At 69.7% G+C, this 12,172-nt stretch carries 11 protein-coding genes; 6 read left to right on the top strand and 5 right to left on the bottom strand.

The window, feature by feature from the left end; translation table 11 throughout:
* The first annotated feature begins 14 nt into the window (after nucleotides 1-14).
* Nucleotides 15-1,547 (top strand): glycine betaine/L-proline transporter ProP, encoded by a 1,533-nt coding sequence (proP, locus tag AC5P1C_RS24335; RefSeq protein WP_493868038.1) that lies wholly within the window; start codon nucleotides 15-17, stop codon nucleotides 1,545-1,547.
* 137 nt (nucleotides 1,548-1,684) lie between these two features.
* Here the strand turns inward: proP and AC5P1C_RS24330 are convergent, their stop codons facing one another.
* Nucleotides 1,685-2,272: a GNAT family N-acetyltransferase gene (locus AC5P1C_RS24330; protein WP_493868037.1), complete on the bottom strand. Its 588-nt coding sequence runs from the start codon at nucleotides 2,270-2,272 to the stop codon at nucleotides 1,685-1,687.
* Nucleotides 2,273-2,342: 70 nt separating this feature from the next.
* Between AC5P1C_RS24330 and AC5P1C_RS24325 the strand changes: the two genes are divergently transcribed.
* A complete protein-coding gene (locus tag AC5P1C_RS24325) occupies nucleotides 2,343-3,050 on the top strand; it encodes a class I SAM-dependent methyltransferase (RefSeq protein WP_493868036.1) in 708 nt (235 codons plus the stop codon).
* Nucleotides 3,051-3,238: 188 nt separating this feature from the next.
* Nucleotides 3,239-4,255 carry a YncE family protein gene (locus AC5P1C_RS24320; RefSeq protein ID WP_493868035.1) on the top strand — a complete coding sequence of 339 codons (1,017 nt, stop codon included), beginning with the start codon at nucleotides 3,239-3,241 and terminating at the stop codon, nucleotides 4,253-4,255.
* A gap of 52 nt (nucleotides 4,256-4,307) precedes the next feature.
* On the opposite strand, the gene AC5P1C_RS24315 is transcribed toward AC5P1C_RS24320, so the two are convergent.
* The 3 genes from AC5P1C_RS24315 to AC5P1C_RS24305 all read right to left on the bottom strand — a co-directional run bounded on the left by AC5P1C_RS24315 (nucleotide 4,308) and on the right by AC5P1C_RS24305 (nucleotide 7,949).
* On the bottom strand, nucleotides 4,308-5,507 hold the full coding sequence (locus tag AC5P1C_RS24315) for a serine hydrolase domain-containing protein (RefSeq protein ID WP_493868034.1): 1,200 nt from the start codon (nucleotides 5,505-5,507) through the stop codon (nucleotides 4,308-4,310).
* 80 nt (nucleotides 5,508-5,587) lie between these two features.
* Entirely contained in the window at nucleotides 5,588-6,778 is a 1,191-nt protein-coding gene (locus AC5P1C_RS24310; RefSeq protein WP_493868033.1) for a hypothetical protein, read from the bottom strand.
* A gap of 130 nt (nucleotides 6,779-6,908) precedes the next feature.
* The gene (locus AC5P1C_RS24305) at nucleotides 6,909-7,949 is read right to left on the bottom strand and encodes a helix-turn-helix domain-containing protein (protein WP_493868032.1); all 1,041 of its coding nucleotides are present in this window, start codon (nucleotides 7,947-7,949) and stop codon (nucleotides 6,909-6,911) included.
* 107 nt (nucleotides 7,950-8,056) lie between these two features.
* Here AC5P1C_RS24305 and AC5P1C_RS24300 point away from each other — a divergent pair, with 107 nt between their 5' ends.
* Together AC5P1C_RS24300 and AC5P1C_RS24295 are read left to right on the top strand one after the other, a co-directional pair.
* On the top strand, nucleotides 8,057-8,953 hold the full coding sequence (locus tag AC5P1C_RS24300) for an alpha/beta hydrolase (protein WP_493868031.1): 897 nt from the start codon (nucleotides 8,057-8,059) through the stop codon (nucleotides 8,951-8,953).
* A gap of 361 nt (nucleotides 8,954-9,314) precedes the next feature.
* On the top strand, nucleotides 9,315-10,976 hold the full coding sequence (locus tag AC5P1C_RS24295; RefSeq protein WP_493868030.1) for an ABC-F family ATP-binding cassette domain-containing protein: 1,662 nt from the start codon (nucleotides 9,315-9,317) through the stop codon (nucleotides 10,974-10,976).
* Here the strand turns inward: AC5P1C_RS24295 and AC5P1C_RS24290 are convergent.
* Nucleotides 10,916-11,344: an SDR family oxidoreductase gene (locus AC5P1C_RS24290; protein WP_493868029.1), complete on the bottom strand. Its 429-nt coding sequence runs from the start codon at nucleotides 11,342-11,344 to the stop codon at nucleotides 10,916-10,918. The genes AC5P1C_RS24295 and AC5P1C_RS24290 overlap by 61 nt on opposite strands.
* On the opposite strand from AC5P1C_RS24290, the gene AC5P1C_RS24285 reads away from it, so the two are divergent.
* Nucleotides 11,343-12,071 (top strand): hypothetical protein, encoded by a 729-nt coding sequence (locus AC5P1C_RS24285; RefSeq protein ID WP_493868028.1) that lies wholly within the window; start codon nucleotides 11,343-11,345, stop codon nucleotides 12,069-12,071. The two genes, AC5P1C_RS24290 and AC5P1C_RS24285, sit on opposite strands and share 2 nt — an antisense overlap.
* The last annotated feature ends 101 nt before the right edge of the window (nucleotides 12,072-12,172 follow it).

Here is a 12,172-nt window from a genome sequence, read left to right as displayed (position 1 = left end):
CGGCGACCGACCGTATGGCGCGCACCCTGCTCCGGCGCCGGAAGAAGGCGCTGAGCGCCGAGGACGTCATGGTCTCGGATCGCCCCAAGGTCCGGCGCGCGGTGACGGCTGCCGCGCTCGGGAACACCATGGAGTGGTTCGACTTCGGTGTCTACGCCTATTTGGCGGGCACGCTCGGAAAGGTCTTCTTCCCGTCCAGTTCGCCCGGGGCCCAGGTCGTCGCCACCTTCGCCACCTTTGCCGCGGCCTTTCTCGTTCGCCCGTTGGGCGGCCTCGTCTTCGGCCCCCTCGGCGACCGCATCGGCCGGCAGAAGGTGCTCGCGGCCACCATGATCATGATGGCCGCGAGCACCTTCGCCGTCGGCCTGCTGCCCTCGTACGCCTCGATCGGATTCGCCGCCCCGCTGCTGCTGCTCGTCTGCCGACTGGTCCAGGGGTTCTCCACGGGCGGCGAGTACGCCGGTGCCACCACCTACATCGCCGAGTACGCCCCCGACCAGCGCCGCGGCTTCCTGGGCAGCTGGCTCGACTTCGGGACCTTCGTGGGCTACGCCCTGGGCTCGGGACTGGTCACGGTGCTCACGCTGACCCTCGGGTCGGACGGCCTGGAGAGCTGGGGCTGGCGCATCCCCTTCTTCATCGCCGGACCGCTCGGCCTGATCGGCCTCTACATGCGGCTGAAGCTGGAGGAGACACCCGCCTTCAAGCAAGAAGCCGCCTCCGCCGCAGCGGAGAGAGAGGCGGGTCCCGAGCGCGGCGAGGACGATCCCGTCGAGCAGGCCCGCCAATCCGGCAAGGGACGGCTGAAGGAGATCTTCACCCGCCACTGGCAGGCGGTACTGATCTGCATGGGACTGGTGCTGCTCTACAACGTCACGAACTACATGGTGACGTCCTATCTCCCCACGTTCATGACGGTCACGTTGGGGGAGAGCGACACGACGGCCCAGTTGCTGGTGCTCGGCACCATGCTGCTGGTCGCTCTCGTCATCACTACCGTGGGCCGCAGCTCCGACCGGTGGGGAAGGCGCCCGATGTTCATGGGCGGCAGCATCGCCCTGATCGCACTCGCCATCCCGGCGTTCCTGCTGATCCGGGAGGGAGGCATCCTCCTGCCCGCCTTCGGCTGTGCCATCCTCGGCCTGCTCCTGGTCTGTTTCGCCGGCACGGCCGCAGCAACACTACCCGCCCTTTTCCCCACCCGTCTGCGGTACGGAGCGCTGTCGATCTCGTACAACATCTCCGTCTCCCTCTTCGGCGGCACCACTCCCTTGCTCGCCTCGTTCCTGGTCGACAAGACCGGCAACACTCTGGTGCCGGCCTTCTACTTGATGGCGGCCGGCGTGATCGGCCTGGTCTCCACGTTCTTCCTGCACGAGACAGCGGGCCAGCCGCTGCGTGGCTCCGGCCCCATGGTCGAGACGCACGACGAGGCCCGGGAGATGGTGGCGCGCAGCCGCACGGAAGCGGGGCGCCACGCACGCGATGTGTGGCTGCGGCTCTGGCATCCTCGCGGGGGCCGCGGAGGCCGCGGGCCCGGGGACTGACGTGGCACCACGGTGGGCCTGCCCGCCCGCCTCCTGAAGTTTGCAGACGAGGTGGTCGAAGCCCACGGTGATGACAAGGTCCGCGAACTGGTCCACCGTCAGAAACGCCGACAGCCGACAGCTCGCCACGTTCCGCCTCATCCAGGGTGTGCAGGGCGAGCAGCCGGTCCGCGGGAGTGTGCTGCTGTCCGTGCCCCTTCGGCGGTGATGGCCCACCGCTCGTGGTCCCTCCACTCGCCGTTGATGTACTGGAAGGCAGCCGAGTAGCCCTCGCGCCGGAAGCCCAGACGTTTGACGAGGTTCAGTGAAGATGCGTTGTCCGGTTGGATGTTCGCCTCCAGCCGGTGCAGACCCAGCGAGCCGAAGGCGAACTGGACCACGAGCTCCAGCCCTTGGGTCATGTATCCACGACCCGTCGTCGAGGCGTAGGACGTGTATCCCAGGCTTCCGCTCTGGAGCGAGCCCCGCACGATGTTGTTGATGTTGACACCGCCCACGATCGCGCCGGTGCCGCGCAGACAGATCACGAAGCCCTCGTGGGTCGGCTGCTCACACCGCGCGAGGTGACTCTCGAACGCTTCGACCGTGTGCTCGCGGGCTCCCAACCAGCGGCGCAGCATCTCGGCACTCTCCTGGGCTCGCGCCGTGAGCTCGTCGTAGTCCTGACGGCGGACGTGGCGTATGGCCACGCGTTGACCTTGCAGGAGGTAGTTGGTGACTGTCATCCGGGGATCTTATGCAGCATCGCCCGGGACGTTCCCTGCGGCGTGACGGCGTGACGGCCAGACCCGACCCATGAGCTCCCAACCACAGGGCGACGCGGACAGGGGCCACGCGCTCCCCTGCGACTATGACAGTGACCCCGAGCTCTCCGCCGCCAACCAGGAAGCCACGCACCGCTTCGCGGCACAAGGTGACGTCCATGCCCTGATCGCCCAGCGCCTGGCAGCAGAGGGCTGCCGCAGCGTCATCGACATCGGCGGCGGCAACGGCACTCTGGCCACCCACCTCACCGACCACGGCGTGACAACTGTGGTCGTCGACCGAGCGGGCCACATCGTCCGCGCTCCCCGCCCGGCCGTGCGTGCAGATGCTCTCCGTCTGCCCTTCCGTGACGAGACGTTCGACGGGGCCGCGGCGCTGTGGATGCTCTATCACCTGGCCGACCCTGTGGCCGCGCTGCGGGAAGCCCGACGGGTGCTGGCGACGGGCGGGCTTCTCGCCGTCAGCACGGTGAGCCGACTCAACGATCCCGAACTGACCTCTGTCCTCCCGGACTGGGGACAACCTCTGCGCTTCGATGCCGAGAATGCGCCCGAGCAGCTCAGCCGGTCACCGCCTGCTCGAAACGTTCATGGGTGGCGAGAGCGACTTCGTGTCCCGCTGAGCGCATTCGCACCCCCGGCCCGGTGCAGGGGGCGACATCGCCCCAACTCCCCGCCGTCACGATCAGTACGCGCACCGCGTCAGGATGTCAGCCCCACGATCGGGCTCCGAGCGTGACGATTCCGATCAATGACGTGTCGCGCCGGCAACCAGATCATCGGTCTCGCCACGCGATCTGGACGCCGAGGTCTCCCGTCGACCAAGCTCGTGCCTGCACTCGGCCCGAGGAGTCTCCTCACGCCGCGTGCGGGCGGTGGCGGGCTGTCGAGAGATCGGAGTGCGGAACTGTGGCGACACGTCGGACAGTGATCAAGGCCGTGGGCGCCGGAGCGTTGGCGAGCGGGCTTTCGACGCCCGCCGCGGCATCAGGTGCTTCCCGGGCGGCGAAGAAGACCGATGTCCTACTGGTGGTGGAGAAGAGCAGCCACTCGGTCAGCTTCTACGACGTCGCGTCGGGGCAACGCCGGCAGACGGTCCAACTGCCCGACTACCCGCACGAGATGGTCGTCGACTCGCGCAGGCGATTCGCCTACGTCGGGCACTACGGAGTACGCATGGCTTCCACCGTCGGTGAGGGCGGCGCCGCCGTCTTCGTCATCGACCTGGCCGAGCGGTCCCTGGCCCGCACCATCGACACCCGACCGTTCAACCGCATCCACGGCATGGGCATCGACCGCCAGGACCGGCTGTACGCCTTGAGCGAGGAGAAGGCGGTACTGCTCGGTTTCGACACCCCGGCCACGGACACGGCGCCGACCAGGGCAGTGCCCACCCACGGAGTGAAGACCCACCTGTTCACGCTCAGCCGGGACGGCGAACGAGCCTATGTCACCGGGCTGTTGTCCCATACAGTGAGCCTCGTACGGCCTCACGACGCCTCCGTCCCGCCTGTCCTGGTCACCCCCGGCCAACTGCCCGAGAGCAGTTGTCTGAGCCGGGACGAGAAGACACTCTTCGTCGGAGCCCGGAAGAGCTCATCGCTGGTCGCCGTCGACGCCCGCACCATGAAGGTACGGCGGACCAGGAAGACGGGCGGAGACCCGTTGCGGGTCTACACGGTGGACGACGAACGGCTGTTGGTGACCGACATCGTCGCCAACACCCTCACCATGTGGGGCACCGACCTGCGGCCGGTCCGCACCCTTCAACTCGACGGAACCCCGTCCGCGGTGACACTCCACCCCGACAAGCCACTGGCGTACGTATCCCTGTTGGGCACCCATCGGATCGCCGTCGTCGACCTGGACCGCTTTGCCGTCGTCGACAGCTTCGGCACCCAGCTGGAGCCGGACTCGGCGGTGCTGCTGCCGGCTGCCTCCTGAAGCCGGCCCATCTGCGGGGCAATGGGCAGTTCAGTGGTTGGTCGGCCGACGCTCAGTCCTCACAGAATTCGGCCTCGATGGTCGCGTCCTCCAGCTGCTGCTCACCCCAGTCCCCGTTGCGGTTCATGGTCAGGACGTGGCGGCCGTCCGCCGAGGCCATCGTGCGGGTCGCGGATCCGGGGATCATGCCGCCATGACCCCAGGCCCAGCAGTCCTCGGTGAGCTTGAAGTGCCGTATGCCCAGGCCGTAGAGGTCCTGCGGGCCGCCGTGCCCCTTGTCGCCGTCGACAGGCACCGCGTCGAGCAACTCCCGCTGCTGCGCGGCGGGCAGCAGCCTGCCGCCAAGCAGCTCCGACAAGAAGGTGTTCACGTCGCCGACGGTCGAGATCATCTGTCCGGCGGAGTAGGCCACCGTGGGGCTGAACTCCGTGACGTCGTACACCGGAGGGTTCGGCCCATCCTGGAAGAGCGTCGAGTAGTGCCTCGCGTGCGGCGAGGGGACCCTGGGCGAGTCCTCGGGCACACGGGTCCCGTCCAGGCCGAGCGGCTCGATGATGAGGCACTCGACCGCCTCCTTGTAGGTGCCGCCGGTGGCCTTCTCGATGATCATTCCGGCGAGTATGTAGTTGGTGTCGGAGTAGTCCCATTCACCTGGCTCGCCGGGCCTGCTGCCCTGCTCGGGTCGGAAGTTCGGCGGGTGGGCGAGCGCGATGTCCACGAGGTCGGTAGGGGCCCACCTGGTGTAGCGGTTCTTGTCGAATTCCTCTCCTGCGTACTGGGCGCGGAATTTCTCGTCCATGTTGTAGTCGAAGATCCCGCTCGTGTGGTTGAGCAGGTGCCGCACCGTGATGGCCTCGGGCCGGTAGCCCTTGCCGCGCACGACCCCGGGCAGCCACTTGTCCAGGCTGTCGTCGAGCGACAACTCCCCCTTGGCCTCCAGCTTGAGCAGCACCGTGGCCGTGAAGGTCTTGGTCACGCTGGCGATGCGGAACCTCTCTCGGGTGCTGCGCTCGCGAGTGCCGGAGAGGTCGGCGACCCCGGCCCGTCCATTCCACTCCCCATGGCTGTCGCGCACTTGGGCGATGACACCGGGCGTGCCCTGTTCCACGATCTCGTCCAAGGATTCCTGCGTCCCGGCGTGTAATCGCGGGCCTTGGTGGCGGGAATCGGCGAGGGCAGGGACAGCGACGAGAAGCGAACCCACCACGGCGAGGACGAGGAGCAGAGGGCGCGACGACTGGAATTTACTCATGCCAAAAGCTCACCAGTTGTGCAAACCGCGCACCATCAGGGATGCCCCGGGGATCGCTCAGGGGGCGGCTCAGGGACATTTCAGGGTCGCTTCAGGCTGACGATCACCGATCTGCTCGTGGAGGCGGAGCCCTGCGAGACCCTGACGGAACCGACTCCGAGAATCTTGTCGGTGCCCGGCACCGCCGTGATCGCGTTGAGCCGGAGTGACTGCTCGGCACTGGACTTGATCCCACCCGTGCTCGGCAGCTCCGCCTGACCTATCCCCTGACAGTCGCCGTCCGCGGTGAGGTAGCGGTCGGCACTGAGTACCTTCCCGCGCCCGCCGTCGCGGATCGCACGACCTCGATCGGCGCACGGGCCTTCGGCATCGGGCAGTTTCGTCCAGCGCGCGCCGTCCCAGCGGAGCCGGATCTCCCCGTCGGCGGGTTCGGGATACTCCTCGCCGTGGTTGAAGGTGTGCTCGCCGTACGCACGGACGTCGCCCTTCGCCCGGGACACCACATCGGAGAGCAGAGCCTGAGGCTCGGGTGGTGCCGGGGCGGGGAAGTGGTAATCCGGCATCCGTACGGGCTTCCAAGCGCGGCCGTCCCAGCGTGCGGCGGCAGGCTGCGTGAGCTCTGGCCCGCGCCCGCTGTTCTCGTCGACGTTCTGGTGACCGGCCACCCACAGGTCGTCGGACGCGACGCCGTCGAGCGCTCCGGCGGTGATCGGCAGCTTGGTGACCGTCCAGCGAACCCCGTCCCAGTGATGTGCCGTGCTCCGGCCGCCCAGGACCCAGATGTCGTCGGCGGCGAACGCCCTTACGTCAGTGGCCCGGTGGCCGTCGGGGAGTTCGGGCAGGGCTGCCCAGCGGGCGCCGTCCCAGTGGGCCATCCGCGGCGCGTTCAGGTTCTGCAGGCTTGCTGTCAGGAGGAATCCGCCGGAGTCCACCCCGTCGAAGCGTGCCCCGTAGACGCTGTCGCCGAACGCCGAAGGCATGGGACGGCGCTGCCAGCCGTCGCCGTCGTGGTGCAGGAGGAAACCGTCGTCGGCCGCATCGTCCCCGGCCTCGCCGACGGCGCGGGTGGCGTTGCCGACCACCCAGATGTCGTCGCCTGAGGTCGCCGTCACGTCGGACAGACGTCCGGTGTCCCCACCCTCGAAGACCTCGTCGTACCGCCAGGCCATGTCGGAGTCGATCACGGCGCGTAGCGCGACGACGGCGATGAACAGAAGCAACAGCACGATCAGCGTCACGTTGACCTTGACCATGCGCGCGTCCACGTACATGTCCCTCCCCCGGCACTCCTCCGGGCCTGGGCCCGTGGCCGCACAGCGTACTTGCGGGGCAGCTCACCACCAGGGCTAGCTGGGCAGGACCCGGATACGCGAGTCCCCGCGGCGTCACGGCGAAGTCGCCTCAGTCGTCGAGCAGCCGCCATGTCGTGAGGGCGAGCCCGGCTCGCATCAAGCCGGTGGGCTCGGTGAGTTCGATGTCCAGGGTCTTGCCGATCCGTGCGAGCCGACGGGCGACGCTGCTGTGGTGCAGATGGAGGAGGTCGGCGGTCCGACGCAGGGAGCCCGTGGCGCAGTAGGCGTCCAGCGTCTCCAGATCCAGCTCTTGCGGGCTGTCGGCCACGCGGGCGATCGCCGCCACGTCTACGTTGTCGCGCACGCTGTCCCGGGGGATCCGCGCGAGCAGTGCCAGCGCCCCGAGTTCGGCGTAGGGGACCGTCGGGCGGTGTGGGGTGGTGAAGCGGAGGGCTGTCCTGGCTTGCTGCCAGGACAGCTCTGGGCCTTCGGCGGAACCGATGCCCGCGCGCACGCCTGCCGGAAAACGGGCCTGGTCCACGGTGGTCGCCAGGATCACGCCCACGTCGGCGAGCGGTGCCGCCTTGACCGTGCGCGCCGGGCAGATCAGGGTGCCGACCTGGGCGAGTGGAAGCTGCGTACGCACGGCGACGGCGCGGAGGGGCACGTCGGCGGCGAACCCGAGGAGCCGTAGCGCCCGGGTCCGGGCCGCCTCGTCGCTGTCGGAACTGATCGCGAGCTCGACGAGGGCGGGGTCGGCCATGGTGGTACGGGCCGGGCCGTACCGCTCCAAGACCGCGGCGGCAGCGATGGCGAGCCGTTCCACGAGCACCTCGTCGAGCGGACCGGGCACGCCGGGGCGTTCCAGTGACGCCGTGCCGATCTCCTCCGCGTCGAGCGTGATCGGCGCTGAGGTGGCCGCGGGGTGCGGCGGAGGGGACGCCTGTTGGCCGTCGGGCGAGGTGCGGATCACTCGCCCCGTGCCATGCAGCCGGATCCCGACCACACACCCGGCCAGCCCCGCCGAGGCTCGGGCGAGTGCCAGGAGGTCCACCCTCCTGCACATCAACGTGTCGTAGAACGCGATGACGCGCAGAGCGCCTTGGGCGTGCGGGTCCAGGTGCGACAGCCGTTCGGCGATGGCCTCCATGCGGCAAGCATACGGCCGACCAAGTGCGCCATTCTGTGCGCAACTCTACGCGTATGCACGACAGTTGGCGGATGAACCCGGAGGGGTCGACGACGAGGATGGTCGTCATGGATCCCGAACTCGAAGTGTTCGTCCCCCTGCTCGTGAAAGCCGACCTGACCGATCCGGTCACTGACCGCAACAACTACGCCGGGCGTGCCGCTGCGGCACCGGCGCCGGACACGACAGGCATGGAGGTCGAGGACCGAACCGTGCCCGCCGATCCGGACGTGCCGGTGCGGATCTACCGTCCGGACGGGGCGCGGGGCGCCATCATCTGGCTGCACGGCGGAGCCTGGGTCATGGGGGATCTGGACTCCGATCGTCACTTGGCCGCCCGGATAGCGGCCGGCGCCGACACGGTGGTGATCTCGGTGGACTACCGCCTATCTCCCGAGCACCGGTTCCCGGCCGCTCTGGACGACACCTACGCCGTACTCACCTGGGCGGCCGAACACGCGGCTGAACTGGGCATCGACGCGAACGAGATCGCCGTCGGAGGGCACAGCTGCGGCGCTGGGCTCGCAGCCGCGGTGGCATTGCGGGCGCGTGATCAGCAGGGGCCCGCAATCCGCTTCCAGCTGCTCAACCAGCCTCTGCTCGACGACCGTCAGGAGACATGGTCGCAGCGGAACCTCACCGATACGCCCTTGCACGATCGCGGCACACTCACGACGGCGTGGCGGCACTATCTGGGCTCCCAACCCGCCACGCCGTACGCCGCCCCGGCCCGCGCCGACGACCTGGCCGGCCTCCCTCCCGCCTATGTGGCCACCGCGGACCGTGATCCGCTCCGCGACGAAGGCATCACCTATGCGCTACGTCTGCTGCAGGCGGGCGTCCCGGTCGAGCTGCACCAGTGGCCCGGCACCTTCCACGGCTCGCTGGCGGTCCTGTCCGCCGACGTGTCGCAGCGGCAGTTCACCGAACTGGGCGCAGCTCTGCGCCGCGCCCTGGCCCCCTAGGCGGCGGAGGCCGACCGGGCCCGCCCGCAAGTCCCAAGCCCGAGCCCTGCGCCCGATCTCAGCGGCGGAGGCGCAGCGAAGGGTGACCGGGGTCCGTCACATACCGTCCTCATCCACAGCGCCGCCCGGCCCGAACCGGGCCGGGCGGCCGCATGGCCCCTACCCGCCTCACCTGCCGCCCAGGCGCACGCGGCAGCGGCACTGCTAGCCTGATCGTTATGGCACGAGGTATCTGGTCGCAGAAGGTCCGCTCCGCCCGCTGACGGCGGCGCCTTCTCCCTGTCGAATTCGCCGCCGTTCCGGTTCCCGCCGGGCGGCCGCTTCTTGCTGCCCGGCTCCACTGCGAGCTGCGGAGCATCCGTTGAACCCCACCCCGACTCCCGAAGCCATGTCCCTGCCCGTCGAGGCGGGCGGCAGCGCGCACGTCCGCGCAGAGGGCCTCACCGTCACCCGCGGGTCCCGGCGTGTCCTGAACGACGTCTCAGTCACCGTCTCCGCCCGGTCACGCATCGCCGTCGTAGGCGAGAACGGCCGTGGCAAGACCACGCTCCTGCACGTCCTCGCCGGGCTCATCACGCCCGACGAGGGCACCGTGCACCGGGCCGGCACGATCGGCCTGGCTCGCCAGGAGCTGTCCGCGCACGACGGTGAGACCGTCGGCACCCTGACGTCCCAGGCGCTTGCCGCGTCACTCGCGGCCCTCGCCGCGCTGGACGATGCGGCCCTCGCCATGGCCGACGGCGAAGCCGCTGCCGACGCCCGCTACGCCGCCGCGCTCGACGCCGCCACCCGGCTCGACGCGTGGGACGCCGAACGCCGTGTCGACGTCGCCCTCAAGGCCCTTGGTGCCTGCACCGACCGCGACCGCCCCTTGGCGACGCTGTCGGTCGGGCAGCGCTACCGGGTCCGTCTCGCGTGCCTGCTCGGCGCGCGGCACGACGTCCTGCTGCTCGACGAGCCGACCAACCACCTCGACGCCGACGGCCTCGACTTCCTGACCCGCAGGCTGCGCGAGCACGACGGCGGCCTCGCCGTCGTCAGCCACGACCGGGCGCTGCTGCGCGACGTCGCGAACCGGTTCCTCGACCTCGACCCGTCCAGAGACGGCAAGCCACGCCTGTACGCGGGTGACTACGACGCCTGGCAGGACGCCCGGCACCGTGAGCGTCAGCGCTGGGAGCAGGACCACCAGGAGCAGCAGGACGAACACCGGCGGCTGCAGGACGCCGTGTCGACCGCCCGCGACCGGCTCTCCACCGGCTGGCGGCCGGACAAGGGGACCGGCAAACACCAGCGCCAGTCCCGCGCACCGGGCGTCGTACAGGCTCTGAGGCGCCAGCAGGACGCCTTGGAGGCGCACCGGATCGACGTGCCGCAGCCGCCTTCCGCGCTGCGGTGGCCCGACCTGAATGTCCGGCCGAGCACACCGCAGCTGCGGGCGCACGGCGTCGCGGTCGAAGGGCGCCTGGCCGGCCCGGTCGACCTCACCCTGGACGGAGGCGACCGGCTGCTTGTCACCGGTCCCAACGGCGCGGGGAAGTCCACTCTGCTCGCGGTGCTCGCCGGTTCGCTCAAGCCCACGCAGGGGCACGTCCGGGCGGCGGAGGGCGCGCGGATCGTCCAGGTCACCCAGGAGACCGCTCGGCAGGAGCCCGGCCTCACCGCCCACGAGGTACACGCACGCCACGTGGGACGGCTGGTGGCCGGCGGGGCGCTCCGTGACGCCGACGCCGTCCCGCTCGGGGCGCTCGGGCTGCTGGACCCCGACGCGATGCGCACTCCGGTCGGGCGGATGTCGCAGGGCCAGCAGCGGCGCCTCGATCTGGCGCTGGCGCTGGCCGGGCGGCCCGGACTGATCCTGCTGGACGAGCCGACCAACCACCTCTCGTCGGCGCTGATCGACGAGCTGACGGAGGCTCTGCGCGACACGAGCGCCTCCGTCGTCGTCGCCACGCACGACCGTCAGCTCCGGCGGGACCTCGCGCACTGGCCGCGTCTGGAGGTGGGCGAACCTGCGGCATGAGGCGGCTGATCCGGCGCGATCCGAAGCCGTCCGGCGCGATCCGATCGCCCACTGCGTGAGAGCACTCGGTGGGCGGTCCAGCCACCGTCGAGGACCAGGTTCGCGCCGGTCATGTACGAGGACTGGTCCGAGGCCGGGAAGAGCGCTGCGTCGGCGGCTTCTTCAGGGGTGCCGAGCCGTCCCAGGAGGGTGCGCTCCTCGAACTCCTGACGACGCTTGTCGGCATCGCCCGTCGGGTCGAGGACCGCTCCTGTCCGCTCGTCACCGCCGACGACCTCAGGCACACAGCGCCTGACTGCCAGCCATGGTCGACCTCGTAGATACAGCTCGGCGCGCCGCCAAGACCGGCCGCTACGCTCCCTCGACATGAACGACGACGTGCGCAACATCGTCCTCGGCGTGATAGCCACCGGAGTCGCCGCGGCGATCGGCTGGTTCGCCCGTACGTATCTGTGGCGGCGCAAGCTCCGCCGCAAGCAGCGGTTCTTCGGGCTGCCGGACAACTCCGAGTGCCTCCTGGTGGTCAACCGGCAGGCCGGCGGCGGTGATTGGAGCGTCGCACGGCGGGACGTCTTCGCCCTTCTCGAACTCTCCGCCCTCATCAAGGACTGCAGGGCGCAGGCGCAGATCGTCGCTCATGACACCGCGCAGCAAGGGGTCGGTGACCAGACGGAGTTCTGCATCGGCGGGCCCGTGTCGAACCTGCGGATGGCGGCACATCTGCAGGTCCTGTTGCCCGGCGTCCAGATCAACACCGATACCGGGCCCGGACCCGACCGGGGCTCCTTCCTGATCGGGGACGAACGCCACCGTTGGCGGCCCGGCTCGGTGGAGCACGTTCTCCTGGCCCGTTTCCGGCAGGGCGAGGACGCACGCCCCGTCTTCCTGATCAGTGGCCAGCACTCCAACGCCAACCACGCCGCGGCCCGCTATCTCGCCCGCCACCACTCCAAGCTCGCGGCCAAGCACGGCAACAGATCCTTCTGCCTGCTGCTCAAGGTCGTCAATCCGCAGGCGTACGGCCCCGATGTGGTCGAGCTCGTCGCCGACGTCACACGGACCGCCACGACCGCGCCGCCCGTACGGACCCGCTGAACGCCCCTTCTCTGCCCGGGTGCAGTCGCCACCCGGGCGGGCGCGGCGCTGTCCACTTCTGCCCCGTCAACTCCTCATCAGTTTCTCCTTGTTGAGGACAA

It is taken from the genome of Streptomyces sp. A18, assembly GCF_059026065.1.
This window is presented reverse-complemented; position numbering and strand designations above follow the sequence as displayed.

What these genes read in the sequence shown, in the direction of transcription:
- AC5P1C_RS24325 (WP_493868036.1), top strand. Translation starts at nt 2,343, where the DNA reads ATGAGCTCCCAACCACAGGGCGACGCGGACAGGGGCCACGCGCTCCCC.
- AC5P1C_RS24290 (WP_493868029.1), bottom strand. Translation starts at nt 11,344, where the DNA reads ATGTCGAGGGAGCGTAGCGGCCGGTCTTGGCGGCGCGCCGAGCTGTAT.
- AC5P1C_RS24305 (WP_493868032.1), bottom strand. Translation starts at nt 7,949, where the DNA reads ATGGAGGCCATCGCCGAACGGCTGTCGCACCTGGACCCGCACGCCCAA.
- AC5P1C_RS24285 (WP_493868028.1), top strand. Translation starts at nt 11,343, where the DNA reads ATGAACGACGACGTGCGCAACATCGTCCTCGGCGTGATAGCCACCGGA.
- AC5P1C_RS24330 (WP_493868037.1), bottom strand. Translation starts at nt 2,272, where the DNA reads ATGACAGTCACCAACTACCTCCTGCAAGGTCAACGCGTGGCCATACGC.
- proP (WP_493868038.1), top strand. Translation starts at nt 15, where the DNA reads ATGGCGCGCACCCTGCTCCGGCGCCGGAAGAAGGCGCTGAGCGCCGAG.
- AC5P1C_RS24315 (WP_493868034.1), bottom strand. Translation starts at nt 5,507, where the DNA reads ATGAGTAAATTCCAGTCGTCGCGCCCTCTGCTCCTCGTCCTCGCCGTG.
- AC5P1C_RS24300 (WP_493868031.1), top strand. Translation starts at nt 8,057, where the DNA reads ATGGATCCCGAACTCGAAGTGTTCGTCCCCCTGCTCGTGAAAGCCGAC.
- AC5P1C_RS24310 (WP_493868033.1), bottom strand. Translation starts at nt 6,778, where the DNA reads ATGTACGTGGACGCGCGCATGGTCAAGGTCAACGTGACGCTGATCGTG.